Genomic DNA, 26,517 nt, shown 5'->3' on the forward strand with positions numbered 1-26,517 from the left:
GGCTCGCCTCCCTGCGCTGACGCGGTTTCCGAAGGTGTGTAGGGGCAAGAGGCCCCGCCCGCAAGGGTCAGGGGCGGAACGCAGACAGCCGGTCGAACATCCGCCCGATGCCCTGCCGGTCGATATTGGCGAAGGCGATCCTCACCTGCTTGCGTGCGCCGGTATCGGTCTCGGGCAGGAACATCGTGCCGGGCAGCAACAGCACCCCCGCCTCGGCCACCAGCCGGCGGGCCAGGTCGTCCGAGGGGATCGGCCAGGGATGGGCGGCATAGGCGAAATAGGCCCCGGCCCCCATCAGGGTCCAGCCCTCCAGCGCCGGGAACCCCGCCTCGATCGCCGCGCGCCGGTCGAGGATTTCCGCGCGTTCCCCCGCCAGCCACTGGCCGAGGTTGCGCATCCCCCAGAGCGCCGCGCGCTGGCCCAGCTGGTTCGGGCAGATCGCGACCGTGTCGAGGAATTTCTCGACATGGGCCAGCCGGTCGCGATGCGCCACCATCGCGCCGACCCGGTGGCCGGTCAGCCGGTAGGCCTTGGAGAAGGAGTAAAGGTGGATCAGCGTGTCGGCCCAGTCGGGATCGGCGAACAGGTCGTGCGGCGCGCCGCTGCCGGAATGAAAGTCGCGATAGGTCTCGTCGAGGATCAGCGCGATGCCATGGCGGCGGCAGAGCGTCCGGAAGTCGGCGATCACCTCGGCGGGGTATTCCACGCCCGCGGGGTTGTTCGGGCTGACAAGGACGATGGCGCGGGTCCGGTCGGTGATGAGTTGCCCTGCGCGGCTCGCCTCGGGGATCAGGTTGTCGCCGGTGGCCAGCGGCACGGTGCGGATGCCGGCCATGTCCAGCCACATCTTGTGGTTGAAGTACCAGGGCGTCGGCAGGATCACCTCGTCGCCCTCGCCGGCGATTGTCGCCATCACCGCGCAGAAGGCCTGGTTGCAGCCCTGGGTGATCGCCACCTGCGCGGGCGCGATCTCGCCGCCGTAGGCCGCCGACCATTGCGCCGCCAGTTCCGCACGCAGCTCGGGCAGGCCCAAAACCGGGCCGTAGAGATGCGCGGCCGTTTCGGTCAGCGCGGCCTCGGCGATGGCCTGGCGCAGCGGCTCGGGCGGGGGTTCCATCGGGGCGGCCTGGCTGACATTGATCAGCGGCCGGTCGGCGGGGAACTCGATCCCCTCCAGCCAGCGCCGCGCCTCCATCACCGGGGGCGGGAAGGTCGCGGCCATCCGAGGGTTCAGCGGGCCGAACACGCCTCAGGCTCCCCGGTAGGGTTCGACATATTGCAGCGCCATGTCCCAGGGGAAGAAGATCCAGGTATCCTGGCTGACCTCGGTGATATAGGTGTCGACCATCGGCTTGCCCTTGGGCTTGGCGTAGACGGTCGCGACATGTGCCTTGGGCATCAGCTTGCGCACGACTTCCAGCGTCCGGCCGGTATCCACCAGGTCGTCGACGATCAGAACGCCGGTGCCGTCGCCCACCAGCTCCATGTCGGGGGTCTTGATGACGCGCGGCTCGGTCTGGGCCTGGTGGTTGTAGGATTTCACGCTGATCGTATCGACCATGCGGATGTCGAGTTCCCGCGCCACGATCATCGCTGGCGCCATGCCGCCCCGCGTGATCGCCACCACCGCGCGCCAGGCCCCGTCATCGGGCCCGTGCCCGTCCAGCCGCCAGGCCAGCGCGCGCGCGTCGCGGTGAATCTGGTCCCAACTGACGTGAAAGCCCTTTTCGTGGGGCAGGCGGTCGGATGGCGACATGGGCGTTCCCCTTCTGGCTGGCGTTACTTGCGCCCGGTGACCGCGTCGATATCCGGCGCATCCACGGCCTTCATCCCCACGACGTGATAGCCCGCGTCGACATGGTGCACCTCGCCGGTCACGCCGCTGCCGAGATCGGACAGCAGGTACAGCGCCGACTTGCCGACCTCGTCCTGGCTGACATTGCGCCGCAGCGGCGAGTTCAGTTCGTTCCACTTCATGATGTAGCGGAAATCGCCGATGCCGCTGGCCGCCAGCGTCTTGATCGGCCCGGCCGAGATCGCGTTGACCCGGATGCCGTCCTTGCCCAGATCCTCGGCCAGATAGCGCACCGAGGCCTCGAGCGCAGCCTTGGCCACGCCCATCACGTTGTAATGCGGCATCACCCGTTCGGCGCCGTAATAGGTCAGCGTCAGCGCCGAGCCGCCCTCGGTCATCATCCGCGCCGCGCGCTGGACGACGGCGGTGAAAGAGAACACCGAGATGTCCATCGTCATCGCGAAATTGTCGCGCGTGGTGTCGACATAGCGGCCGCGCAGCTGTTCCTTGTCGGAAAAGCCGATGGCGTGGACGATGAAATCCAGCCGGTCCCAGCGTTTCGCCAGGCCGTCGAACAGCGCGTCGAGCGAGGCTTCCGCGGAGACGTCACATTCCAGAACGATGTCCGAGCCCAGGCTTGCGGCCAGGGGTTCGACGCGCTTCTTCAGCGCCTCGCCCTGGTACGAAAACGCAAGTTCCGCCCCGTGGGCGGCGCAGTGCTGCGCGATGCCCCAGGCGATCGACTTGTCGTTGGCAAGCCCCATGATAAGACCGCGCTTGCCTTCCAAGAGTTTCGTTGACATCCGGCGTCCCTCGATCACCTTGCAGAAAGTTGACGCCGGTGTAGGGCAATTGCCCCGACCCATCAAGACCGCCAAGACAAGCGGGCAGGAGCGCGCACAGATGACCGACCGACAGGGACTATTCGCCGGCGACGACCCGTTCGCCATCGCCCGGGCCTGGTTGGCCGAGGCCGAGCGGACCGAGCCGAACGACCCGAACGCCATCGCGCTGGCGACCGTCGATGCCGCGGGGCTGCCGAACGTGCGGATGGTGCTGCTGAAGGAGATCGAGCCCGACGCCTTCGTCTTCTACACCAATTACGACAGCGCCAAGGGGGCAGAGATTTCCGCAACCGGCAAGGCCGCTTTCGTGCTACACTGGAAAACGCTCAGGCGTCAGGTTCGTGTCCGGGGCGTGACCGAGCGTGAGGAGGGGGAGAGGGCGGATGCCTATTTCGCGTCGCGTGCACTGAAAAGCAGGCTGGGGGCCTGGGCCTCGCGGCAGTCGCAGCCGCTGGGATCGCGGGGCGAGCTGATGGCAGAGGTGGCGCGGGTCACGGCGCAGAAAGGCATCGCACCCGATCGCCCGCCGTTCTGGGGGGGTATCCGGATCCGGCCGCTGGAAATCGAGTTCTGGGCGGACGGGGCGTTCCGGCTGCACGACCGGTTCCGCTGGCGACGCGAGACGATTGACGCGGACTGGACGATCGCGAGACTGTTCCCCTGACATTCGCGCTTCGTGAATTGCAGGGGAATCGAGGCTGACGGGAATCTGCTTGCATCGCGTCCAGCGTCTGTGAAAAGGGATGCTCGGGAGGTAATCGGTTCACTCCGGTTTGGGGAAGATGACCAGGGATATCGAGATGCCGCCCCGCCGTGTGCAGGGGCACGTTAAATGGTTCGACCCGACGAAAGGGTTCGGATTTGTCGTGGCCGAAGGCGGTGGACCGGACATCTTGCTGCATGCCAATGTGCTGCGCAATTTCGGCCAGAGTTCTGTCACCGACGGTGCCGGTGTCGACCTGATGGTGCAGGAGACCGCGCGCGGTCTGCAGGCGACCGAGGTGCTGCGCATCGACCCGCCCGCACAGGGCAATGGCCCGGTCTTCGAGGATGCGCTGCGGCTTGATCCCGACGAGCTTGAGGCGCTGCCGCTGGAACCGGCGCGGGTCAAGTGGTTCGACAAGTCCAAGGGCTTCGGCTTTGCCAACGTGTTCGGCCGGAACGAGGACGTGTTCGTTCACATAGAGGTGTTGCGCCGGTCGGGCCTTGCCGATCTTCAGCCCGGCGAGGCGATCGCCATCCGGGTGACCGAGGGCCAGCGCGGCCAGCTTGCGGTGATGGTAGGGCCATGGGAATGTGCGGTTTCACCGGTCTCGCAGGACTGATCCTGGCGCTCGGGTTCGCGGGCACCGCGGTCGCGCAATGCGCCGAGGGCCAGGTTGACCTGCGGGGCGACTGGGGCAGCGCACGGTTCGCCGTAGAGATTGCCGATGACGACGCCGAGCGGGCGCAGGGACTGATGCACCGCACGTCGATGCCCGCCTCGGCGGGCATGCTGTTCGTCTATGACCGTCCGCAGCGCGTCGCCTTCTGGATGGAGAACACGCTGATCCCGCTCGACATGATCTTCCTCGGTCCGCGGGGCCGGGTGCTGAAGGTGCACGAGAACGCGCGCCCCCGCGACCGCACGCCGATCGACGGGGGCGAGGGGGTGCTGGCGGTGCTCGAGATCAATGGCGGGCTGGCCCGCCGGCTGGGCATCGGCCCGGGCAGCGAACTGCGCCACCCGGCCTTTGGCCCGGACGCGGTCTGGCCCTGTCCGTAAATCGCTTCCCTTGGCGCCCGCCCGGCGCTATTGAGGCGGCCACGGGGCGTAGCGCAGTCTGGTAGCGCGTCGGTTTTGGGTACCGAAGGTCGTGGGTTCGAATCCCGCCGCCCCGACCATCCCACCCCCTGATTCCCTGTTTCAGCCCCCGAATCCGGTCTGGCTGACCCCCGTTAACCCCTTCTGCCGACGTTAATTTTCGTTACTGCGCCGACTCGGTCGCGCGCATCCGAAAATGCAACCTGGACGTGTAACCGCTTGTTCCCGGCGGTTTTTCACCAATGCGCGCGGCGGCCCCGGGGATGGCCATGCGCCGGGTGAATCGTCGGGCTGTGATCCCTCTGCCCGGTCAACCCCAAAAACTTGTGGGAAACCGTGAAAATTGCGTTGACGAATTGTGGCAGTCTACGTCACCTTGTGTTGGCCGGGCGCGATAACACTATATCTAGTGGCGGCGCGGGGCGAGACGACACACCGGAACAGGGGCGCCACCCGCGGGGCGGGGGCGTGGCCCGGCGGCTTGGGGGCCGGGCAACGGCTACGTCTTGCGCAGCGGCATGGATTTCGGGGCCCGGGCGCCGCTGCGGCGGGCGGGCTTGCGACAGGATAGAACGGGGCAGACGCATGAAGATCGAACGCAGATTCACCACCGAAGCGACCGGCGCCTATGGCGCGATCGAGTTCACCACCACGACCTCGGAGATCCGCAACCCGGACGGCACGGTGGTGTTCCGCCTCGACGCCGTCGAGGTGCCGGCGGGCTGGAGCCAGGTCGCCTCGGACGTGATCGCGCAGAAATACTTCCGCAAGGCGGGCGTGCCCGCGCGGCTGAAGAAGGTGCGCGAAAAGGACGTTCCGGAATTCCTGTGGCGGTCGGTGCCCGACGAGGCGGCGCTGGCCGACCTCCCCGAGGAGGAGCGCTTTGGCGGCGAGACCTCTGCCTGCCAGGTCTTTGACCGGATGGCCGGGGCGTGGGCCTATTGGGGCTGGAAGGGCGGCTACTTCACCACCGAGGCGGACGCCCGCGCCTATTACGACGACATGCGCTACATGCTGGCCACGCAGATGGCGGCGCCGAACAGCCCGCAATGGTTCAACACCGGGCTGCACTGGGCCTATGGCATCGACGGGCCGGGGCAGGGGCATTTCTACGTCGACTGGAAGACCGGCAAGCTGACCCGGTCGAAATCGGCCTATGAACACCCCCAGCCGCATGCCTGCTTCATCCAGTCGATCAAGGACGACCTGGTGAACGAGGGCGGCATCATGGACCTGTGGGTCCGCGAGGCGCGGCTGTTCAAGTACGGCTCGGGCACCGGCACCAACTTTTCCTCGCTGCGCGCCGAGGGCGAAAAGCTGTCGGGCGGCGGCAAGTCGTCGGGGCTGATGGGCTTCCTGCGCATCGGCGACCGGGCGGCGGGCGCGATCAAGTCGGGCGGCACCACGCGGCGCGCGGCCAAGATGGTGATCTGCGACATGGATCACCCGGACATCGAGGACTTCATCAACTGGAAGGTGATCGAGGAGCAGAAGGTCGCAAGCCTCGTGGCCGGATCCAAGATCCACGAACAGCACCTGAACGCGATCTTCGCTGCGATCCATGCCTGGGACGGCAAGGAAACCGACGCCTATGATCCGGCGGTGAACGGCGGGCTGAAATCCGCGATCCGCGCGGCGAAAAAGGCGCTGATCCCCGAGGCCTATGTCAAGCGCGTGCTGGACTACGCGCGCCAGGGCTATGCGTCGATCGAGTTCCCGACCTACGACACCGATTGGGACAGCGACGCCTATGCGACCGTCTCGGGCCAGAACTCGAACAACTCGGTCCGGGTGACCGACGCCTTCCTGCGCGCGGTCAAGGAGGATGCCGACTGGGAACTGGTGCGGCGCACAGACGGCAAGGTCGCCAAGACCATCAAGGCGCGCGATCTGTGGCAGCAGGTGGGCCACGCCGCCTGGTCCTGCGCGGATCCGGGCATCCAGTTCCACGACACGATCAACGGCTGGCACACCTGCCCCGAGGACGGTGCGATCCGCGCCTCGAACCCGTGCTCGGAATACATGTTCCTCGACGACACGGCCTGCAACCTGGCCTCGATGAACCTGCTGACCTTCCAGAAGGACGGGGTGTTCCAGGCCGAGGATTACGTGCATGCCACGCGGCTGTGGACCCTGACGCTGGAAATCAGCGTGATGATGGCGCAGTTCCCCTCGAAGGAAATCGCGCAGCTGTCCTATGACTTCCGCACGCTGGGCCTGGGCTATGCCAATATCGGCGGGCTCCTGATGAACATGGGGCTGGGTTATGACAGCGACGAGGGCCGCGCGCTGTGCGGCGCGCTGACCGCGATCCTGACGGGCATCGCCTATGCGACCTCGGCCGAGATCGCGGGCGAACTTGGGCCCTTCCCGGGGCATGCCCGCAACGCCGACCACATGCTGCGCGTCATCCGCAACCATCGCCGCGCGGCGCAGGGCAAGACCGACGGCTATGAGGGGCTTGCGGTGCGGCCGGTGCCGCTGGACCACCATCATTGCCCCGACCGGCGGCTGGTCGAGCTTGCCCGGGGGGCCTGGGACGAGGCGTTGTGCCTTGGCGAAAAGCACGGTTTCCGCAACGCGCAGGTGTCCGTGATCGCGCCCACCGGCACGATCGGCCTGGTGATGGATTGCGACACCACCGGCATCGAGCCCGACTTCGCGCTGGTCAAGTTCAAGAAGCTGGCGGGCGGGGGCTATTTCAAGATCATCAACCGCTCGGTCCCCGCGGCGCTGGAAACGCTGGGCTACGGTCCCGCGCAGATCGAAGAGATCGTTGCCCATGCCGTGGGCCATGGCAGCCTTGGCAACTGCCCCGGCATCAACCACACCGCGCTGATCGGCCATGGCTTCGGCCGGGCGGAACTGGACAAGATCGAGGCCGCGCTGCCGTCCGCCTTCGACATCCGCTTCGTCTTCAACCAGTGGACCCTGGGCGAGGCGTTCTGCAAGGACGTGCTCGGCATCCCCGCCGACAAGCTGAACGATCCCACCTTCGACATGCTGCGGCATCTGGGCTTCTCGAAGGCCGAGATCGAGGCGGCGAACGACCATGTCTGCGGGACGATGACGCTGGAAGGCGCGCCGCATCTGGACCCGGCGCATTACCACGTCTTCGACTGCGCCAATCCCTGCGGCAAGAAGGGCAAGCGGTTCCTGTCGGTCAACAGCCACATCCACATGATGGCGGCGGCGCAAAGCTTCATCTCGGGCGCGATCTCGAAGACGATCAACATGCCCAACTCGGCCAGCATCGAGGATTGCCTCGACGCCTACGAACTGTCCTGGTCGCTGGGGGTGAAGGCCAACGCGCTGTACCGCGACGGCTCCAAGCTGTCCCAGCCGCTGGCGGCGTCGCTGGTCGAGGACGACGAAGAGGCCGAAGAGGTGCTGGCCACCGGCACGCCCACGGAAAAGGCGCAGGTCATCGCCGAGAAGATCATCGAAAAGGTCATCGTCAAGGAGATCGTCCGCTCGAACCGCGAAAAGCTGCCCGAGCGGCGCAAGGGCTACACGCAAAAGGCCATCGTCGGCGGGCACAAGGTCTACCTGCGCACCGGCGAATACGCGGACGGCAGCCTTGGCGAGATCTTCATCGACATGCACAAGGAAGGTGCCGGTTTCCGCGCGATGATGAACAACTTCGCCATCGCCGTCAGCGTCGGCCTGCAATACGGCGTGCCGCTGGAAGAGTTTGTCGAGGCCTTCACCTTCACCCGGTTCGAACCGGCGGGGATGGTGCAGGGCAACGACTCGATCAAGAACGCCACCTCGATCCTCGACTACATCTTCCGGGAACTGGCCGTGTCCTATCTCGACCGCACGGATCTGGCCCATGTCAAACCCCAGGGCGCGTCCTTCGACGATCTGGGCGGCGGCGATGCCGAGGGCAAGCCGAACGTGGCCCCCGTGTCGGAAAGTGCGGCGTCGAAATCGCTTGAGGTGCTGAAACAGATCAGCTCGACCGGCTACCTGCGCAAGCGGCTGCCGCAGGAACTGGTGGTGTTCCAGGGCGGCATCGGCGGCGCGGCGACCGCGCTCGACAGCACGGCCGACGCCTTCGCGGCGATCCAGACGCTGGCCCCTGCAACCGGTGCCGCGACGGCGGTCGCCACCGCGCTCGACCCGCGCACCAAGGCCCGCATGCAGGGCTACGAGGGCGACCCCTGCGGCGAATGTGGCAACTACACGCTGGTGAGGAACGGCACCTGCATGAAGTGCAACACCTGCGGGGCGACGAGCGGGTGTAGTTGAGAGATTGGGGGTCGTGGGGATCGGTGTTGCAGCACCGACCCCCGGCCCATCCCGCAAGAGCGAAGCACGCTGCGGGAAAGGCTAGTTCGGCCCTCTCGGGTCGACTGATGGAACGAGGAACACGACCGGACGAGCGGATCAATAGCGTGCTGAGAAATACAGGATCGGTCCACAGGAATGTGGGCTCACCTGGGGAAAAGAGGAGTGACAGTGATGTCGCGACGCAAGAACTCGGAGGTTACCAGCGCAAAAGCGGCCTCAGCCGCATCCAAAGTGCTGGGCAATCCGAGATCCTCGAAAGCTGCCAAATCCGCAGCCGCGTCGGCGCTGACTCAGCGACCGAACAAGAAATAAACTGGCTGGGCGGATCTTCCTGCCCCGCACTACGTGAGATCCGAGGCGGGTGCGCTCGCCTTTGACGTCGAGAAGGCCCAGGCAAAGCCATAGAGCATCGAGCGGTAAGCACAGAGCCTGATCGACGATCCTGGCCCCCTCATATCCGAGGGGGCCTTTCTTTTGCGGACGCGGGTCACCTCTGGCGACAGGGGGGCAGGCGGCCCGGGCATGATTTCAGACATATGCAAATCGGCTTGTGGATGCGAGAAAAGACCGGATCCCGGCCGGAGGTGCGCCATGATCCGTCTTGCCCTCGCGCTGTCCACCCTGGCCATGCCCCTTGCGGCCGCCGCGCAGGGCCACGCCCCGTCCCCCTATGCCGGGTGGGAGGGCCGCGAGATCAAGAGCCTGTCCGACAGCGACCTCGACGACCTGCGCGCGGGCCGCGGGTGGGGCCTTCGACGCCGCGTTCCGCGCGGGCGACGTGACCCCGGACCGGTTCGCGCGCTGATCGACGCGGCCGCACGCGCCCGGGCCGAGCTGCGCTTCGTCCACCTCGCGCGCCACCTTGACACACCGCCCCTGCTGACGGACGACCAGATCGCCCGCTACAACGCCTTGCGCGGCTATGGCGCCGCCGCCCCCTGCGCCGCCGTTCCCCGGGGCCACGACCCCGCGATGTGGCGGCGTCACAATACTTGCGAGTGAGGTGCGCCCGATGTCCCTGCTGACGATCCCGATCCGCGCGGCCGCCGTCCTGGCCTTTCTGGGCCTCGCCATCCCCGCGCTGGCCGATCTGCGCCCGGTGCCGGTGGCCGAGGGCGTCTGGGCCATCGTCGGCGACAAGGGCCAGCGCAGCCCCGACAATTTCGGCAACAACGCGACCTTCGGGCTGATCGTCACCGACGCGGGCGCGGTCCTGATCGACGCGGGGGGCAGTTGGCGGGGGGCCGAAGACCTGCACGACGCGATACGGCAGGTGACCGACCGGCCGGTGATTCTGGTCATCAACACCGGCGGGCAGGACCATCGCTGGCTCGGCAACGGCTACTGGGCCGCGCAAGGGGCCCGTATCGTCGCGTCCGCGGCGGCGGTCGCGGATCAGACGGCGCGCGCCTCGGTGCAGATGACGATGCTGAGCCGGTTGATCGGCGCGGGCCTTGCGGGCACGCAGCCTGTCCATGCCGCCGAGACGTTCGAGGACCGGCTGGATCTGACCATCGGCGGCCGCCTTGTCGAGATCGTCCACCCTGGCCCCGCCCACACGCCGGGCGATGCCTTCGTCTGGCTGCCCGAGGCGCGCGTCGTCTTCGCCGGCGACATCGTCTTTGCCGAGCGGCTTCTGGGCGTGCTGGAGTTTTCCAGTTCGGCGGGCTGGATCGAGGCCTTTGCGGCGATGGCCGCGCTCGGGCCCCTGCACGTCGTCCCCGGCCACGGCGATCCGACCACGCTGGACCGCGCCCGGGCGGATACCTACGACTATCTCGTCACGCTGCGCGAGCGGATGCGCGCCCATATCGACGCGGGCGGCGACATCCTCGGGTCGGTCGCGGTGGAGCAGTCCGCCTTCGCGCATCTGGAGCAGTTCGGCAGCCTCGCGGGGCGCAACGCCCAGCAGGTCTTCACCGAGATGGAATGGGAGTGACCGGAGGGACGCGACCGCAGCCGGTGCCGGTGCCCGATGCCGTTTGTCCGGACGCGACGAAGCTCCCCGCAGGGGCGGGACGGCAGGCACGCTCAGGGTCACATGAAGCCGGGATCCAGCATGGACATCCCGGTGCTTCCGTCCTCGGCCGCCCCCGGAGACGGCCAGCGGCCGGTGCGATCCCTTTCCGTGCATGGCGGTTCTTCCCTGTCCGGTCCCCGATGGCGAGGGCCGGGGCAGGGTGATCGCGGACGGCCTGACCGCGGATATCATCAACGCGCTCGCGCGAAACCGCTGGATGCGGGGGGCCACCTGCAACGCCGCCTTTGCGCTGGGCCGTTCCGGCGAACCGCTTGACGAAATCCTCCAGCGCCCGAACGCGGACGTTGGGCCCCGGCGTCAGGCGCCGCGCGACAGCGCCGCGATCCCGGTCCGTGCCATTTCCTTGAGCCCGAGCGGGCGCATCAGTTCGGCGAAGGCGTCGACCTTCTGCGGCGTGCCGGTGATCTCGAAGACGAAGCTTTCCAGCGTCGAATCCACCACGTTGGCGCGAAAGATGTCGGCCAGCCGAAGCGCCTCGACCCGCTTCTCGCCCGCGCCATGGACCTTGAAGAGCGCCAGTTCGCGTTCGACCGATGGGCCCTCGACGGTCAGGTCGTGCACCTCGTGCACCGGGACGATCCGGCCGAGCTGGGCCTTGATCTGCTCGATCACGGCGGGCGTGCCGGTGGTGACGATGGTGATGCGGCTGGTGTGCCCGGTGTGGTCGACCTCGGCCACGGTCAGGCTGTCGATGTTGTAGCCCCGCCCCGAGAACAGCCCGATCACGCGCGCCAGCACGCCCGGTTCGTTGTCGACGATCACCGCCAGCGTGTGCCGCTCGACGGTATCGGCGTTGGGGTCGCGCAGGTCATAGGCCGAAAGCTTCGAGGTGCCCTTCTGGATGTTCAGTGCTGCTGCCATGTCTGTTGCGTCGTCCTTGTGCCCCGGCGGGGGCGTTTCGGTTACGGGCGGCATGGCCGCCCTGTCGCGGCCCGGTTCAGAACCGCATGTCGATCTCGGCATAGCCCGGCGTTGCCACCGGCGGGCCGCCCCAGATCAACGACTGGTAGCTCGCGTCCGACAGGATCACCGAGTCCAGAAACGCCATGTCGGGCGGGGCGCCCGTGGGACCGACGAAGGCGAAGGTCGCGATGATCCCCGGCCGCCCGGCCAGCCCGTAGCTGTGGAAATAGACCGTTTCGGCGCCCATCGCGACCTGCGGCCCGCGGCCCGGGAAATACATCCCGCCCGAACCCGCCAGCGGCAGGAATTCGCCCCGCATCGTCGCGCCAAAGCGCAGGCCCGTTCCCACCGAAGGCGGCACGCCGTCGCCGCGAAAGCTCTCCATATAGACGATGCGGCCGGCCGCGTCGGTCGTGACCGACAACTGGTTGCCGGCCGGCTGCTGCCAGCGCGTCGCCGTGTAGCCGGGGTTGGCCACCCCGACGGCGGTGGGCGGGCCGAGCGTGGCGAAGGCCGCCGCGCTTTGCCCGATGTCGAGACCCGCGAAATCCTGCGCCGCCGCGGCAAGCGGCGCGCATGCGGCCAGCGCCGCGAGGATGACGCGGCGCCGGATCACACCAGCACCGCCCCGCCGGCCTTGATCGCGTCCTCGCCGGTGTCGTCACCCAGCAGCATCCGGTTGTGCGGCTCGCCGGACGGGATCATCGGATAGCAGTTCTCGTGCTTTTCCACGAGGCAGTCGAAGATCACCGGCCCGTCATAGGCCAGCATCTCGGAAATCGCGTCGTCCAGATCGGCCGGGTTGTCGCACCTGATCCCCTTGCAGCCGAAGGCCTCGGCCAGCTTGACGAAGTCGGGCAGCGCCTCGGACCAGGAATGGGAATAGCGTCCGCCATGCAGCAGGGTCTGCCACTGGCGCACCATTCCCAGGCGTTCGTTGTTCAGGATGAACTGCTTGACCGGGGTGCGGAACTGTACCGCGGTGCCCATCTCCTGCATGTTCATCAGCCACGAGCCTTCGCCGGCCACGTTGATCACCAGCGCGTCCGGATGCGCGACCTGCACCCCGATGGACGCCGGCAGGCCATAGCCCATGGTGCCCAGCCCGCCCGATGTCATCCAGCGGTTCGGCGCCTCGAAGCCCAGGAACTGCGCGGCCCACATCTGGTGCTGGCCGACCTCGGTGCAGATGTAGCGGTCCTTGCGGTGGCGGGTCAGCGCCTCCAGCCGTTCGAGGGCGTATTGCGGCTTGATGACCGTGTCCGAGTTCCGGTAGCGCAGGCACTCGACCTTCTTCCAGTCGGCGATCTGCGCCCACCAGCGGGCCAGACCCTCCTTGTTGACCTTGCGGCCGCGCGACTTCCAGATGCGCAGCATGTCCTCCAGAACATGGGCGACGTCGCCGATGATGGGAATGTCGGCGCGGATGGTCTTGTTGATCGACGAGGGGTCGATGTCGATATGCGCCTTGACCGATCCCGGGCTGAAATCGGCCAGCCGCCCGGTGATCCGGTCGTCGAACCGCGCGCCGATGTTGATCATCAGGTCGCAATCGTGCATCGCGAGGTTGGCCTCGTAAAGCCCGTGCATCCCCAGCATGCCCAGCCAGTTCTTTCCGCTGGCCGGGTAGGCGCCCAGCCCCATCAGCGTCGAGGTGATCGGAAAACCCGTGGCGTCCACCAGTTCGCGCAGCAATTGCGTCGCCGCATCGCCCGAGTTGATGACCCCGCCGCCGGTGTAGAAGATCGGCCGCTCTGCGGTCTCCATCGCCTCGACAAGGCGGGTGATCATCTCGCGGTCGCCCTTCACCTGCGGGTGATAGTGGCCCTGGCCTGCCTCGCGCGGGCCGACATAGCTGCCGGTGGCGAACTGGACGTCCTTGGGAATGTCGATCAGCACCGGGCCGGGACGGCCCGAGGTCGCGACATGGAACGCCCGGTGGATCGTCTCGGCCAGCTTGTCGGTCTCCTTCACCAGCCAGTTGTGCTTGGTGCAGGGGCGGGTGATGCCGACCGTGTCGGCCTCCTGGAAGGCGTCGTTGCCGACCATGAAGGTGGGCACCTGGCCGGTGAGCACGACCAGCGGGATCGAATCCATCAGCGCGTCGGTAATGCCGGTCACCGCGTTGGTCGCGCCCGGCCCCGAGGTGACCAGAACGACGCCCGGCTTGCCGGTCGAGCGGGCATAGCCTTCGGCCATGTGCACCGCGCCCTGTTCGTGACGCACCAGGATGTGGCGGATGTCGTTCTGCTGGAACAGTTCGTCATAGATCGGAAGCACGGCGCCGCCCGGATAGCCGAAGATTACCTCGACGCCCTGGTCCCTGAGCGCCTGAACCACCATCCTCGCGCCGGTCATCTGTGTCATCTGTCGTCTCTCCGTGCTGTCCGCCGTCGGTGCCTTGCTTCGGCCGCGCATAAAAAAACCCCCGGTTGGAGCGGGGGCGCATGGGGGAAACCCTGGGGTCCGTCTCTACCGGCCCATGCGCCTGTCTTTCGTGCCTACAAGTACGATCGCCATCGGGGCTCTCCAGTTTTGCGTGCGCGGGACATTAGGAGTGCTCTGGCCGGGGGTCAACCCGGAATGGCCAGAATTTTCGTACCCTGCGGCAACGGATCCTTTGCATTTGTTGCCCCCGGGGCGGGTCTGGCGCAAAGTTCGCAAATCCGTCGGGCCGGGCGACGCCGGCGCGGATGCGGGCGGGGTTCCGGGCGGCTGCCCATTCGCCGGGCGGGACGGACCGCCGCATGCCCGGTTTTCGGGCGCCGGGCGGACATGCCGCGCAAGGAAATATCCCATCCTGACGATTCCGCCTATTTATCTGCTGGAAACGTGCCGCTAGATTGCGCCCACTCAAAGGATCCGCCCGCTCGATCGGCGGGCGCCAAACCGGGAGGAATATTATGGATCGCCGTTCTTTTCTGAGGACTTCCGCGCTTGGCGGCTCGGCCGCGGCCGCCGCGACGCTGGCCGCCCCCGCCTATGCCCAGGGCAAGCGGACGCTGACACTTGTCACCACATGGGGCCGCGGGCTGGCGGGCGTGCATGACGCTGCGCAGTATTGCGCCGACGCGATCACCGCGATCACCGACGGCCAACTGACCGTGGACCTCAAGGCCGCGGGCGAGCTTGTGGGCGCGTTCGAGGTGTTCGACGCCGTCTCGGCGGGCCAGGCCGACATGTACCATGGCGTGGACTACTACTTCCTCGGCCAGCACCCGGCGCTGTCCTTCTTCAGCCAGGTGCCCTTCGGCATGACGTTCCAGGAATACAACAACTGGTTCCACCACGGTGGCGGCCGTGAACTGGCGGACGAGCTTTACACCATCTTCGGGCTCAAGTGCTTCTCGGCGGGCAATACCGGGCCGCAGTCGGGCGGCTGGTACGCCAAGCAGATGAACAGCCCCGAGGACTTCCAGGGGCTCAAGTTCCGGATGCCGGGCCAGGGTGGCCAGGTGATGGGCAAGCTCGGCGCCTCGGTGCAGAACCTGCCGGGCTCCGAAGTGTACCAGGCGCTGGCGTCGGGCGCGATCGACGGCACCGAATGGATCGGGCCCTGGGCCGACGAGAAGGCCGGTTTCCAGGAGATCACCAAGATCTACTACACCGCCGGTTTCCACGAGCCCGGGCCGAACCTGAACCTGACGGTGAACCTCGAGGTCTTCGAAAGCCTGACGCCGGCACATCAGGCGGCGATCCAGAACGCCGCGGGCGCCTGCAACATCTGGAACATGTCGCAGTTCATGGCCAACAACGCGGCCGCGCTGACCCGTCTTCAGGCCGGTGGCGTGCAGGTGATGGAGTTCCCCGACAGCGTCTGGGATGCCTTCGGCGCCGCCGCGCAGGAGGTCATCGCCGAACCGATGGGCGACGAACTCTACAAGAAATGCTACGACAGCTACATGGCCTCGCTGAAAAGCTCGGCCAGCTGGAGCGGCCGGTCCGAAGCGGCCTTCTCGGTGCAGCGCAACCGGATCATGGGCCTCTGAACCACGATTGACAGGACCGCGCCCCCGCCCCAGGCGGGGGCGCCTTCTTTGGCGTCGCGCATCGGACCCGCGGGGGGACGAAGGGCCCGATCCGCGACGCCTGAGCAACAGGGGGTTGGATCATGGAAGAGAGCGCATCGCCCGGCGCGCTCGGCGCGCTTCTGGACGGCGGGGTCTGGTTTCTCAAGAACCTTGTCCTTGCCTTCTACCATTTCGGCTATGCCGTCACCCATCCGGGGCTGTGGCTCGACTGGTCGAACAACGAGGCGATCATGCGGGTCGTCTATTTCGGCGGCTCGGTCGAGTTCTTCTTCGTCGTGCTGGCGGCATTCCTGGTGCTGACCGGCCTCGGGCTGTGGCGGCGGTCGATCATGTGGGGGGCGGTCCGGGTGCTGGAAGGCTTTGCCAACACGGTGGGCCGGTTCTTCGCCTGGGCCGGTCTTCTGATGGTGCTCCAGCAGATCATGATCGTGTTCCTGCAGCGCATCTTCCGCGTCGCCGAGATCCAGCTTGGGCCGCTCGGCTACGGCTTTGCCAAGGACCTGTCCTGGTGGTCCGAGGAACTGAAGCTTTATAACGCGATGATCGTCTGCCTGTGCGCGACCTACACCTTCGTGCAGTCGGGCCATGTGCGGGTCGACCTGGTCTATGCGGGCGTCAGCTTTCGCACAAAGCGGCTGATCGACATGTTCGGTGCCCTGTTCTTCATGATGCCGGTGGCGGTGCTGACCTGGCTTTATTCCTGGTTCTTCCTCTGGCGCCACCTGATCACGCCCAAGCCATCGGCCTCGGAGTCGTTCGACCGGCTGATGATGAAGGCGCGGGCGCTGCGCTGGAACGTCGAGACCATCGGCTTTTCGCCCAACGGCTTCAACGGCTACTTCCTGTTCAAGGTGCTGCTGCTGGCGCTGACGGCGATGATCTTCGTGCAGGCGGTGGCGTTCTTCTACCGCTCGTTCCTCGAATATGTCGAGGGCGAGGACAGCGCCGGAAAATACCTCGACCGGGACAGCCTCGGCGCCGGTGAAGAAGCCTATGAAGGCACGCATTAAGGGGGCAGGGCGGGCATATGTTCTTCGGACTTGACGGTATCGAGATCGGCCTGATCATCGTTTTTCTCTGCCTGTTCGCGGGGATTCTCTCGGGCTTTCCGGTGGCCTTTGCCATCGGCGGGGCGGCGGTGATCTCGTTCGGGATCGTCGCCGCGCTGGACAGCGCAGGGCTGTTGATCCACCAGGCGATCGACACCGGAAGCGCGGCCTATAACGGGCTGATCGCACAGGGGATCCATCCCAACGAGATATCGGTGTTCCGATACCCCGAATTGCCGCGCTACGAGACCGCGCTGTTCCCGCAGGGCTGGGAAGTGGCGATGGACCGCAACGTCAGTTTCATCGTCAACCGGATCAACGAGCGCGTGCTGGCGGGCCAGTCCATCGAGACGCTGCTGGCGGTGCTGATGTTCGTGCTGATGGGCATCACGCTGGAACGGTCCAGGATCGCCAACGACCTGCTCACGACCATGGCGCGGGTCTTCGGGCCGTGGCCGGGCGGGCTGGCGGTGTCGGTGGTGGTGGTGGGTGCGTTCCTTGCCGCCTCGACCGGCATCGTGGGCGCGACCGTGGTGACCATGGGCCTGTTGTCGCTGCCGACAATGCTGCGGAACCGCTATTCGCCCGAACTGGCGACCGGGGTGATCGCGGCCAGCGGCACGCTGGGCCAGATCATCCCGCCCTCGATCGTGATCGTGCTGCTGGGCACGCTGGCGGGCGATCTCTACGCCACCGCGCAAGAGGAACGCGCGCAGACCGTCGGCTGTTCGGACGCGCTGACCTATCTGGGCGAGGCGGCGGTGGTGTCGGTCGGCACGCTGTTCCAGGCGGCGATCCTGCCGGGCATCCTGCTGGCGGTGCTGTATGCCGCCTATGCCTTCGGCTTTGCCCTTCTGTTCCCTGCCAAGGCGCCGCCCGTCAGTTTCGGCGGGCCGTCGGGTCCGGCCAAGTCGCGCGCCGAGTCTCTGACCTGGTTTGTCGGTGCACCGGTTGCGCTGGTCGGCGGCGCGTTCCTGCTGGGCGCGGTCGGGCTGGTCGGCAGCCAGGATGTGACCGTCAGCGCCTATACCGAGTCCGGCCAGGCGGCCGAGTTGCGCACCAATGTCTCGGATCAGTGCAAGGCCGCGATGATCGAACTGCACGGCCAGCAGAAATGGGACCGCGCGGTGGCCCAGCAACAGACGATCGAGGCCGCAGGCGGCGCGGTCGGCATGCACGAGCGGACAGAGGACGAGATCGCCGCCGCCCGCGCCGACAAGATCGCCAGTGCCGCGCCGCTGTCCACGCCGATCATGGTGACGCTGGTGGCGCTGGGGCTGTTGCTGACCACCGCCCGGGGTGTCGTGCCTGCGGCCGATCCGCGGCCTCTCCTGATCGGTGCGGGGGGGCTGGTGCTGGCGGTTCTGGTCGACGCGGCGCTGATCTCGCCGCTGACCTCGCCGGGGCTGACCTTCCTGTTGCTGGCGGTTCCGGTCGGCATCGCGCTTTATGGCGTCAGGCATGCGGTGGGGATGCTGGCCCAGTCCGATCTGTTGCGGGTGGTGTTTCCGCCGCTGGTGCTGATCGTGGCGGTGCTGGGGTCCATCATCGGCGGCATCACCAACCCGACGCCCGCGGCGGCGCTGGGGGCGGGCGGGGCGCTGATGCTGGCGGCCTATCGCAAGCTGAGGGAAGAGAACCGCACCGGCCGGGTGATCATCTGGGCCTCCTTCGCGATTGTCATCATGATCCTGGTCGGCGTGAATTTCGACCTGCGGATGACCCGCGGCAGCGTGTCCTTCGAGGACTGGGTGGCGTTCTTCGTGGCCCAGGGCGCCTATCACTTCGCGATGTTCGGCATCCTTTATGCCTGCTGGGTGCTGTTCCGCTCGGGCGTGCTGCCGCCTGTGGTGCGCGAGACCGCCAAGGTCACGAGCATGGTGTTCATGATCCTGATCGGCTCGCAGCTTCTGAACCTCGTGGTGATCTCGTTCGGAGGCGAGCACTACATCCAGCAGTTCCTGCGCAGCTTCGACAACGAGTTCACCGTGTTCCTCGTGGTGATGCTGGTGCTGTTCATCCTGGGCTTCGTGCTGGATTTCCTCGAGATCATCTACATCGTGGTGCCGATCGTGGGCCCGGTGATCTATGGCGGCACCTTCGATCCGTCCTGGGTGACCATCATGATCGCGGTGAACCTGCAGACCTCGTTCCTGACGCCGCCCTTCGGATTCGCGCTGTTCTACCTGCGCGGGGTGGCGCCCAAGGAGGTGACGACGATGCACATCTATCGCGGCATCATCCCCTTCGTGCTGATCCAGGTGGCAGGGTTGGCGATCCTGTGGCTGTTCCCCGGGATCGTGACCATCGTGCCCGACCTTCTGCCCTCGGGCTGATCCCTGAAATCCGGGCAGCGCCTGCCCAACCCCCCTGCAGGCGCTGCCCTTCGTACGGGAACGGGAGTGCCGCGCGCCGGTGGCCGATCCGGACGCGGGCCTGTCTCAGCCGTCCCCGATCGGGTTGATGTCGCCGACCAGCCGCAGCATGTCGGCCATGGTGAAGTCGCCCGGCGTGGCGGACGGCAGGCTGGGACGCCAGCCCGGGCCGCGCTGCCACAGATAGGACTGGTGGTCGCCGTGCACGAGGCCGACCAGCACCTCGGCCACGATGGCAGAGCCCACAGGCCCCAGCCGCGCGCCGCCGCCTTTCACCTCGGCCTCTTTCAGGATGTAGTACCAAAGCGGCGTCTGGGTGTGCAGCCCGTGCCGGGCCGCCACCGCGCCATCGGGGCCGCTGGCCAGTTCGTCGGCGGTGATCCGGTTCGCGATGTTCATCGCGTCCGCGACCGACTGGCCCGAGGGCAGGCCCATCTGCACCCCCCGCTTGAGGTTGCGGAAGGCAAGGTTGCCGCCGCCGCCCGGCAGGGTATGCAGTTCCGCTGCGAGGAACGGGTCAAGCTTGCGCGTGGCCTGGGGCGTCATCGTGTCGTCGAGGTCGTAGAACCGCCGCCAGTCGATGATCCAGTTCGACGGCAGGTGCGATACCGGCAGGGGCGCGGTGGGCGATTGCGGCGCCAGATCGCCGATGATCTGCCCGGAAAGCCCGGTAAAGCCGAACAGCAGAGAGAAATCGGCGTTCGGGAAGACGCGGTTGTAGTCGTAATCCTGCCGGACCATGGAATGGCCCAGCCGGTAGGCCGCGCCCGAGAATTCCACCGGCATGTAGGGGAACTTCTTGAAGCGGTAGAACTTGCGCCCGTCATGCAGGATCCGGTCGACGGTTCCGGGCTGGGTCAGCCGGCCCAGGAAGTCGTGCAGCACCAGCCACTGGTAATGCCAGGTCACGGTCTGGCGGGCCTCGTGGAACAGGTGCTCGTCCGCGATCCCCTGGTCCGCCAGGTGGTCCACCACCTTGTTGTGGAACTTCAGGAAGGAAAGATGGGTCTGGGCGACGATCAGGTTCTCGTCGTTGCGATGGTCCCCGATCAGCGCCTGGCCTTCGGGGCTGCGCGGCAGGTCATTGCGGAATTCGCCCGTGACGTTGCCGAAACCGACGGTGATGTTGCGGCCGAGCAGGAGTTTCGGCGTCGTCTTGCCGGTCGCGGGGTCTCGGGCATACATGTGCGGGCTGCCATCGGGCCCCCGGCCATAGATGCTGTCCAGATCGAGGCTGGGGCTGCGGAAGTTCTGCACCGCGGTCGGGTCGCGCATCTTCTCGCCCAGCGAGGTCAGGTCCAGCGTGATGTCGTGGTCGATGAACTGGCCGAAATAGGTGAAGCCCGCCGGGATGCGCGGGTTGTCCCCGCTGAGGCCGCCCGGGTCCAGCATCGCCTGGGCCAGCGCCTGCAGGCGGTCGTCGTCGACATGCAGCCCGGGCAGCCCCGGGAACATGCGGCCGAACTTGCCCGGATCGTCATGGCCTGACAGCGTGTCAAGATAGGCGCGGGTCGGATGGCGGCCCGCGCCGCCGTGATGGGGGTTCAGATTGACGGCGTAAGTCAAAGCAGTAGCCTCCCTTGAAAACGGGTGATCCCTGGTTGAATGAACCGGCTTCAAACTCGTTGGAACTGTTCCAAGACTACCACGGATCGCCCGTGCGGACGGGTGCGACTTTCCTTACCTTGGGGCAAGTTGGGGGTCGGGTATTCCGGAACATGATCGCGGCCCGCGCGCGGCGGTGCCGTTCCGGCCCCGATCCGGGTGCGCTCAGCCGCGGATCGGGCGGGTATCGGGCAGGGTGATGCGCGCAACCTGTTCGGCGATCGGCGCGACCGACAGGGGATGGGTTTCGCCCGAATGGGTCTCGGGGTCGCCGATGTCCTGCCACGTGCCGTTCTTGTAGATTTCGAGCGCGTCGTAATTCGCCTTGTAGCCCATCTTCGGGCTGCCCGGCACCCAGTAGCCGAGGTAGACATAGGGCAGGCCCGCCTCGCGCGCGATCTCGACATGGTCGAGGATCACGTAGGTGCCGACCGAGGCCCTGATCCGGTCGGGTTCGTAGAAGGAATAGACCATCGACAGCCCGTCATCGAGGATGTCCGTCAGGCTGACCGCGACCAGCGGGCGGTGGCGGCTGCCGGGCTCGGGCGGGGCGCTGTATTCCACGACGCGCGAGCGGATCGGCGTTTCCTCGATCATCGCGGCGAATTCGAAGATGTCCATGTCGGCCATGCCGCCATTGGCGTGCCGGCTGTCGAGATAGCGGCGGAACAGCGCGTATTGCTCTTCGGTGGCCCAGGGGGCGCTGGCCTGCCGCTTCAGGTCGGCATTGCGGTTCCATGCCTTGCGCTGGCTGCGGCTCGGCTTGAAATCGGCGACCCGGATGCGCGCCGACAGGCAGGCCGCGCAATCGGCGCAGGCCGGCCGGTACAGCACGTTCTGCGACCGCCGGAAGCCCTGTTTCGACAGCGAGTCATTCAGCGTCTCGGCATTGTCGCCTTGCAGCGCGGTAAACAGCTTCCGCTCCATCCGCCGGGGCAGATAGGGGCAGGGCTGCGGAGCCGTCACGTAGAATTGTGGCGCGAGGGGGAGAGTGTGGCGCATATCCGTCGGGGTCGGGCAGAATTCGGACTTGGTTTCGCCACAAAGCTAACACCCGATCGCGCGCGATGCCAAGGGGATCGGGTTCAGTTCCGTGCAGGACGGTTAATGGCGGCGGTCCCCAGCATCAGGTCGTGCAGGCCCTGGGCGCGCGCGCCGGTCAGCATCAGCACGATCGAGGCGACCTGCGGCAGCACGAAGGTCATGCTGAGCGAATAGAACAGCGTGTGCAGCGCGGCCGTCCGGGTATCCAGCCGCTCGCCGCGGGCGTTGCGGAGTTCGATCGCCATCAGGCGCATCCCCCAGGTGGCCGACCCGCGGGCGAGTGTCACCGTGCGGTAGACAAAGCCCACCAGCGCCACGAAGAGCGGCAGCACGAACACTGCCGCAAAGGCCGTGAACGGCAGCGCCAGCAGCGAAAGCAAGATCACCAGCACCGTGTCCACCACCCAGGCGACAAGCCGCTTCGACGGCACGTCCTCGTAGAACTCGGCATGCAGGACGGGGTCGGGCAGGCCCCAATAGGGATCGTGCTGGTCGGTCATGGGCAACATCTAGGCGGTCTCGCGGCGTGAGGGAAGGGCCCCGCGCCCAGGGGCGGGCGCGGGGCCGTCGCGGGGTCAGGCGCCGGCGGGCGCCTCGGGCGTCTCGCGGGCGCGGCGGGCGCGGTCGTCCATGAACTGGTCGAACTCGGCCTTGTCCTTGGCCTCGCGCAGGCGTTGCAGGAACTCTTCGAAGGCCTGCTGTTCCTCTTCGAGGCGGCGCAGCGTTTCGGCCTTGTAGGTGTCGAAGGCCGAATTGCCGGTGCTGCGCCAGGCGTGGCGGGCATTGTGAAACCGGTCGTGGCGGGACGTGCAGCGTCCGTTGAACATGCGTCTGCTCCAGATCATGTAGAAGAGAAGGGCGAGGCCGACGGGCCAGAACAGGATGAAGCCGAGCACCATTGCGGCGATCCAGGCCCCTTTCCCGCGCTCGTCGAGCCAGGTTTCGGCCCGGCCGGGCCAGGTGGCGACGGAAGACATGTGCGTTCTCCTTGGGTCGTGGTCGGGTCGGATGTGAATGATGTTCACATTTCCGCAGATCGGTATTCCACCCCGCCCGGTCAAGGGCTGATGTAAAGGTTTTTCACATCTTGCCGGTCAGAGGGTGAAATCGGCCACCCGCGCCCCGGTCAGCCCCGGCAGCACATGCGGATCCAGCGGGAAGACATGGCGCGGCGTGCCCGCGGCCGCCCAGACCGTGTCGAACTCCAGCAGGCGGGGGTCGAGAAAGGCGCGGATCGGCGTCAGGTGGCCCACCGGCGCCACGCCGCCGATGGCGAACCCGGTCTGGGCACGGATCAGGTCCGCATCGGCCTTGCCCAGGGGTTCGCCCGCCAGCGCCGAAGCCTTGGCATCGCAGACCCGGTTGCCGCCCGCGGTCAGGAACAGGATCGCCTCGCCCGAGGCCTCGCCGCGAAAGACGATGGACTTGGCGATCTGGTCAAGCGCGCAGCCTACCGCGGCCGCGGCTTCCTCGGCGGTGCGGGTCTGGCCAAGCTCGCGGATATCGGCGGCGATCCCGGCCGCCAGCAGGGCGTCGCGCACCCGTTTCAGGCTCTTGCTCATGTCCTGTCCCTTGGTTCCTTGCCGTGGACTATCCGCAGGCGCGGCGTGGGGTGCAACCCCGTTGACCCCCGCGCCTGCGCCCGGCATCAAGAGGCCATGAGCCTAGCGTCCCGCCTGACCCGTTCGCCCCTCCCGCACGAACCCGACCGCGCCGCCGAGGCGGCCGGCCGCTTTGCCGGCCAGCCGCCCGAGATCCGCGCATTGCTGGAAGGCACGGCGGGGTGCAGCCCCTATCTGTGGGGCCTGATGACCCGCGAGGCCGACTGGCTGGAGGCCGCACTTGCCGATGATCCGGACGCGGTTTTCGCCGCACTGCTGGACGAGGTGCGCGCGCTGCCGCTCGACGCGCTGAAATCGGGGCTCAGGCAGGCAAAGCGGCGCGCGGCGCTGTGGATCGCGCTGGCCGATCTGGGGGGCGCCTGGCCGCTGGAGCGCGTGACCGGGGCGCTGACCGATTTCGCCGATACCTGCGTGGACGTGGCGCTGAGGCGGCTGGTCGCGGCCGAGATCGCGCGCGGCAAGCTGCCCGGCCTGACCGAGGCGGATGCGGATACCGCAGGCGGAATGGTGGCGCTGGCCATGGGCAAGCAGGGCGCGCACGAGCTGAACTATTCCTCGGATATCGACCTGATCATGCTGTTCGACCAGGACCGCTTTGACGAGGCCGATTTCCACGAGGTGCGCAGCGGTTTCGTCAAGATCACCCGCCGGATGACCGCGCTGCTGTCCGAACTGACCGGCGAGGGTTATGTGTTCCGCACCGACCTGCGGCTGCGCCCCGATGCCAGCGTGACGCCTGTCTGCATCTCGATGGAGGCCGCCGAACGCTATTACGAAAGCCTCGGCCGGACATGGGAGCGGGCGGCCCATATCAAGGCCCGGCCCTGCGCGGGCGATATCGCGGCGGGCTGGGCCTATCTCGACCGGCTGCGCCCCTTCGTCTGGCGCAGGCATCTGGATTTTGCCGCGATCCAGGACGCCCATGACATGCGGCTGAAGATCCGCAATCACAAGGGGTTGCACGGCGCGCTGGCGCTGGAAGGCCATGACATGAAGCTGGGGCAGGGCGGCATCCGCGAGATCGAGTTCTTCACCCAGACCCGGCAGTTGATCGCGGGCGGGCGCGACCCCGACCTGCGCGTGCGCGGCACCGTCGAGGGGCTGGCGCAGCTTGCGGCCAAGGGCTGGATTCCGCAGGACGTGGCCGACAGGCTGACCGCGGATTACCGCGCCCATCGCGAGGTCGAGCACCGGTTGCAGATGGTCAACGACGCCCAGACCCACAAGCTGCCGGGGAACGCGGACGGGATCGCCCGGATCGCGCATTTCTGCGGCTGGGCCGATGCCGATGCCTGGGGGGGCGCGCTGAAGCAGCGGCTCGTGCGCGTGGACGGGCTGACCGAGGACTTCTTCCAGCCCGACCGGAGCGGCCGCGCCGATGGTCTGCCGGAGCTGCCGGAAAACGCCGGAGAGTTCGTCGATCGCTGGCCGCATTACCCCTGCCTGCGCTCGGCCCGGGCGCGCGAGATCTTCAACCGGCTGAAGCCCGACCTGCTGACCCGCCTGACTGCCGCCCCCCGGCCCATCGAGGCCTTCGCCGCCTTCGACGGCTTCCTCAACGGCCTGCCGGCGGGGGTACAGCTTTTCTCGCTGTTCCAGGCGAACCCGCAGCTGATCGACCTGATCATCGACATCACCTCCGTCTCGCCGGAACTGGCGCAGTACCTGTCCCGCAACGCGGGCGTTCTGGACGCGGTGATCGGCGGCGATTTCTTCCAGCCCTGGCCCGGGCGCGCGGCGCTGACAACGGCGCTGGTCCGCAGGCTGGCCGCGCTTGATGACTATGAGCGCCAGCTTGACGCGGCGCGGGCCTGGGTCAAGGAATGGCACTTCCGCGTCGGCGTGCATTTCCTGCGCGGGCTGATCGACGCGGCCGAGGCCGGGCGCGAATATGCCGATCTGGCCGAGGCGGTTCTGGCGGCGCTGTGGCCGCATGTGGTCGCGGGGTTCGCGGCCAAGCACGGGGCCCCGCCGGGCAAGGGGGCGGTGGTGCTGGGCATGGGCTCGCTGGGGGCGGGGTCGCTGACCGCGAAATCCGATCTGGATCTCATCGTGATCTACGATGCCGACGGGGTCGAGGCGTCGGACGGCCGCCGTCCGCTGGCGGCACGCGCCTATTACGCGCGGCTGACCCAGGCGCTGGTCACCGCGCTGACCGCGCCGATGGCCGAGGGCAAGCTTTACGAGGTCGACATGCGCCTGCGCCCCTCGGGCAACCAGGGCCCGGTGGCGACCTCGCTTCAGAGCTTCCGCAACTACCAGACGGGCGAGGCCTGGACCTGGGAACATCTGGCGCTGACGCGGGCCCGCGCGGTGGCGGGGGATCCGGCGCTGGCCGACGAGGTCGAGGCGTTCCGCCGCGAATTGCTGGCCCAGAAGGCCGATGTGGGCCGGGTGCTGGCGGGCGTCGTCGACATGCGCCGCAGGCTGGCCGAGGCCAAGCCCGCGAAATCGGCCTGGGATGGCAAGCAGGGGCCGGGCCGGGGGCAGGACATCGAGCTGATCGCCTCGGCCGCGGCGCTGATCGCGGCCAGCCCGGCCACGGCGGTTGCCGACCAGATCGCCGCCGGGGTCGCGGCGGGCTGGCTGCACGAGAACGAGGCGCGGGTGCTGTGCGATACCTACACGCTGTCGCGCAAGGTGCAGGGCGCGGCCAAGCTGATCTCGGACGCACCGCTTGAACCCGCGAAGCTTGGCGAAGGCGGGCGGACCTTCCTGTTGCGGGGTACGGGGGCCGCGGATGCTGTGGCGCTCGAGGCGCTGCTGGACCGGGCGCGGGCGGCGGCGGCGGATGCGATCGAGGCGGTGATCGCGCGCGGGCCGGTGGAGGAACGCCATGCGGATTGAGGTGGCCGACCCCAAGGGGCTGATCCGCGAGGCCTATCGCATCGAGGGCATCGGGGCGGGCGATTGCCGGTCGATCTTCCTCGACTGGGCGCTGTCTCTGCCCCCCGGGGTCGCCGCGGCGCAGGCGTTGAAGCGGCTGATCGCGGAATATGGTCCGGCCGCGCCCGACCACCCGATGACGGCGGTTCTGCGCGCCGGGCTCGACGACGGCCCCGACGCACGGCGGCGGGGCGGGGCGCGGGGGCGGCGAAGCTGAACGA

22 protein-coding genes and 1 tRNA gene are annotated in these 26,517 nt (G+C 67.4%); 12 read left to right on the forward strand and 11 right to left on the reverse strand.

What is annotated here, in order from left to right:
* Positions 1 to 67: 67 nt before the first annotated feature.
* Genes EV655_RS06410 through fabI form a run of 3 tightly spaced genes read right to left on the reverse strand, consistent with a single transcriptional unit; the run spans position 68 to position 2,598 of the window.
* Positions 68 to 1,222, reverse strand: coding sequence for an aminotransferase (locus EV655_RS06410; RefSeq protein WP_424511305.1), 1,155 nt, complete (start codon positions 1,220 to 1,222; stop codon positions 68 to 70).
* 27 nt (positions 1,223 to 1,249) lie between these two features.
* Positions 1,250 to 1,756 carry a xanthine phosphoribosyltransferase gene (gpt, locus tag EV655_RS06415; RefSeq protein WP_132543015.1) on the reverse strand — a complete coding sequence of 169 codons (507 nt, stop codon included), beginning with the start codon at positions 1,754 to 1,756 and terminating at the stop codon, positions 1,250 to 1,252.
* 23 nt (positions 1,757 to 1,779) lie between these two features.
* On the reverse strand, positions 1,780 to 2,598 hold the full coding sequence (gene fabI, locus EV655_RS06420; RefSeq protein WP_132543017.1) for an enoyl-ACP reductase FabI: 819 nt from the start codon (positions 2,596 to 2,598) through the stop codon (positions 1,780 to 1,782).
* 100 nt (positions 2,599 to 2,698) lie between these two features.
* Here fabI and pdxH point away from each other — a divergent pair, with 100 nt between their 5' ends.
* The 7 genes from pdxH (at position 2,699) to EV655_RS06455 (ending at position 10,679) form a co-directional block, all read left to right on the forward strand.
* On the forward strand, positions 2,699 to 3,304 hold the full coding sequence (gene pdxH / locus EV655_RS06425) for a pyridoxamine 5'-phosphate oxidase (RefSeq protein ID WP_132543018.1): 606 nt from the start codon (positions 2,699 to 2,701) through the stop codon (positions 3,302 to 3,304).
* A 136-nt stretch (positions 3,305 to 3,440) separates the two neighbouring features.
* Positions 3,441 to 3,965 carry a cold-shock protein gene (locus tag EV655_RS06430; protein WP_243645007.1) on the forward strand — a complete coding sequence of 175 codons (525 nt, stop codon included), beginning with the start codon at positions 3,441 to 3,443 and terminating at the stop codon, positions 3,963 to 3,965.
* The gene (locus EV655_RS06435; protein WP_132543022.1) at positions 3,929 to 4,405 is read left to right on the forward strand and encodes a DUF192 domain-containing protein; all 477 of its coding nucleotides are present in this window, start codon (positions 3,929 to 3,931) and stop codon (positions 4,403 to 4,405) included. The genes EV655_RS06430 and EV655_RS06435 overlap by 37 nt, the downstream gene beginning before the upstream one ends.
* A gap of 42 nt (positions 4,406 to 4,447) precedes the next feature.
* A tRNA-Pro gene (locus EV655_RS06440) sits at positions 4,448 to 4,524 on the forward strand.
* A 505-nt stretch (positions 4,525 to 5,029) separates the two neighbouring features.
* Complete coding sequence (locus tag EV655_RS06445; RefSeq protein ID WP_132543024.1) at positions 5,030 to 8,698, forward strand: vitamin B12-dependent ribonucleotide reductase; 3,669 nt, start codon at positions 5,030 to 5,032, stop codon at positions 8,696 to 8,698.
* Between the two features lie 633 nt (positions 8,699 to 9,331).
* The gene (locus EV655_RS06450) at positions 9,332 to 9,742 is read left to right on the forward strand and encodes a hypothetical protein (RefSeq protein WP_207901936.1); all 411 of its coding nucleotides are present in this window, start codon (positions 9,332 to 9,334) and stop codon (positions 9,740 to 9,742) included.
* A 10-nt stretch (positions 9,743 to 9,752) separates the two neighbouring features.
* Positions 9,753 to 10,679, forward strand: a complete 927-nt coding sequence (locus EV655_RS06455; RefSeq protein WP_132543026.1) for an MBL fold metallo-hydrolase — start codon at positions 9,753 to 9,755, stop codon at positions 10,677 to 10,679.
* A 399-nt stretch (positions 10,680 to 11,078) separates the two neighbouring features.
* Here the strand turns inward: EV655_RS06455 and ilvN are convergent, their stop codons facing one another.
* The 3 genes from ilvN to EV655_RS06470 form a co-directional block, all read right to left on the reverse strand.
* Positions 11,079 to 11,642, reverse strand: coding sequence for an acetolactate synthase small subunit (gene ilvN, locus EV655_RS06460; RefSeq protein WP_132543028.1), 564 nt, complete (start codon positions 11,640 to 11,642; stop codon positions 11,079 to 11,081).
* Positions 11,643 to 11,718: 76 nt separating this feature from the next.
* Positions 11,719 to 12,300, reverse strand: coding sequence for a hypothetical protein (locus tag EV655_RS06465; protein ID WP_132543030.1), 582 nt, complete (start codon positions 12,298 to 12,300; stop codon positions 11,719 to 11,721).
* Entirely contained in the window at positions 12,297 to 14,051 is a 1,755-nt protein-coding gene (locus EV655_RS06470) for an acetolactate synthase 3 large subunit (RefSeq protein ID WP_132543032.1), read from the reverse strand. The genes EV655_RS06465 and EV655_RS06470 overlap by 4 nt, the downstream gene beginning before the upstream one ends.
* 536 nt (positions 14,052 to 14,587) lie before the next feature.
* Here EV655_RS06470 and EV655_RS06475 point away from each other — a divergent pair.
* The 3 genes from EV655_RS06475 to EV655_RS06485 all read left to right on the forward strand — a co-directional run bounded on the left by EV655_RS06475 (position 14,588) and on the right by EV655_RS06485 (position 19,100).
* Positions 14,588 to 15,673 carry a TRAP transporter substrate-binding protein gene (locus tag EV655_RS06475; RefSeq protein ID WP_132543034.1) on the forward strand — a complete coding sequence of 362 codons (1,086 nt, stop codon included), beginning with the start codon at positions 14,588 to 14,590 and terminating at the stop codon, positions 15,671 to 15,673.
* A 122-nt stretch (positions 15,674 to 15,795) separates the two neighbouring features.
* The gene (locus EV655_RS06480) at positions 15,796 to 16,725 is read left to right on the forward strand and encodes a TRAP transporter small permease subunit (RefSeq protein WP_132543036.1); all 930 of its coding nucleotides are present in this window, start codon (positions 15,796 to 15,798) and stop codon (positions 16,723 to 16,725) included.
* A gap of 17 nt (positions 16,726 to 16,742) precedes the next feature.
* The gene (locus tag EV655_RS06485) at positions 16,743 to 19,100 is read left to right on the forward strand and encodes a TRAP transporter large permease (RefSeq protein ID WP_132543038.1); all 2,358 of its coding nucleotides are present in this window, start codon (positions 16,743 to 16,745) and stop codon (positions 19,098 to 19,100) included.
* Between the two features lie 105 nt (positions 19,101 to 19,205).
* On the opposite strand, the gene EV655_RS06490 is transcribed toward EV655_RS06485, so the two are convergent.
* From EV655_RS06490 to EV655_RS06510, 5 genes are all read right to left on the reverse strand, one after another.
* A complete protein-coding gene (locus EV655_RS06490; RefSeq protein ID WP_132543040.1) occupies positions 19,206 to 20,705 on the reverse strand; it encodes a peroxidase family protein in 1,500 nt (499 codons plus the stop codon).
* 204 nt (positions 20,706 to 20,909) lie between these two features.
* Positions 20,910 to 21,746, reverse strand: coding sequence for an arginyltransferase (locus EV655_RS06495; RefSeq protein ID WP_132543042.1), 837 nt, complete (start codon positions 21,744 to 21,746; stop codon positions 20,910 to 20,912).
* 83 nt (positions 21,747 to 21,829) lie between these two features.
* Positions 21,830 to 22,288, reverse strand: a complete 459-nt coding sequence (locus EV655_RS06500; protein WP_132543044.1) for an RDD family protein — start codon at positions 22,286 to 22,288, stop codon at positions 21,830 to 21,832.
* Positions 22,289 to 22,363: 75 nt separating this feature from the next.
* A complete protein-coding gene (locus tag EV655_RS06505) occupies positions 22,364 to 22,765 on the reverse strand; it encodes a DUF2852 domain-containing protein (RefSeq protein ID WP_132543046.1) in 402 nt (133 codons plus the stop codon).
* 117 nt (positions 22,766 to 22,882) lie between these two features.
* Positions 22,883 to 23,350 (reverse strand): YbaK/EbsC family protein, encoded by a 468-nt coding sequence (locus EV655_RS06510; RefSeq protein ID WP_132543048.1) that lies wholly within the window; start codon positions 23,348 to 23,350, stop codon positions 22,883 to 22,885.
* Between the two features lie 96 nt (positions 23,351 to 23,446).
* Here EV655_RS06510 and EV655_RS06515 point away from each other — a divergent pair, with 96 nt between their 5' ends.
* Together EV655_RS06515 and EV655_RS06520 are read left to right on the forward strand one after the other, a co-directional pair.
* Positions 23,447 to 26,257 (forward strand): [protein-PII] uridylyltransferase family protein, encoded by a 2,811-nt coding sequence (locus tag EV655_RS06515; protein ID WP_132543050.1) that lies wholly within the window; start codon positions 23,447 to 23,449, stop codon positions 26,255 to 26,257.
* Positions 26,247 to 26,513: a hypothetical protein gene (locus tag EV655_RS06520; RefSeq protein ID WP_132543052.1), complete on the forward strand. Its 267-nt coding sequence runs from the start codon at positions 26,247 to 26,249 to the stop codon at positions 26,511 to 26,513. The genes EV655_RS06515 and EV655_RS06520 overlap by 11 nt, the downstream gene beginning before the upstream one ends.
* Positions 26,514 to 26,517 lie beyond the last annotated feature (4 nt).

Source organism: Rhodovulum euryhalinum (assembly GCF_004342445.1).
GTDB lineage: Bacteria > Pseudomonadota > Alphaproteobacteria > Rhodobacterales > Rhodobacteraceae > Rhodovulum > Rhodovulum euryhalinum.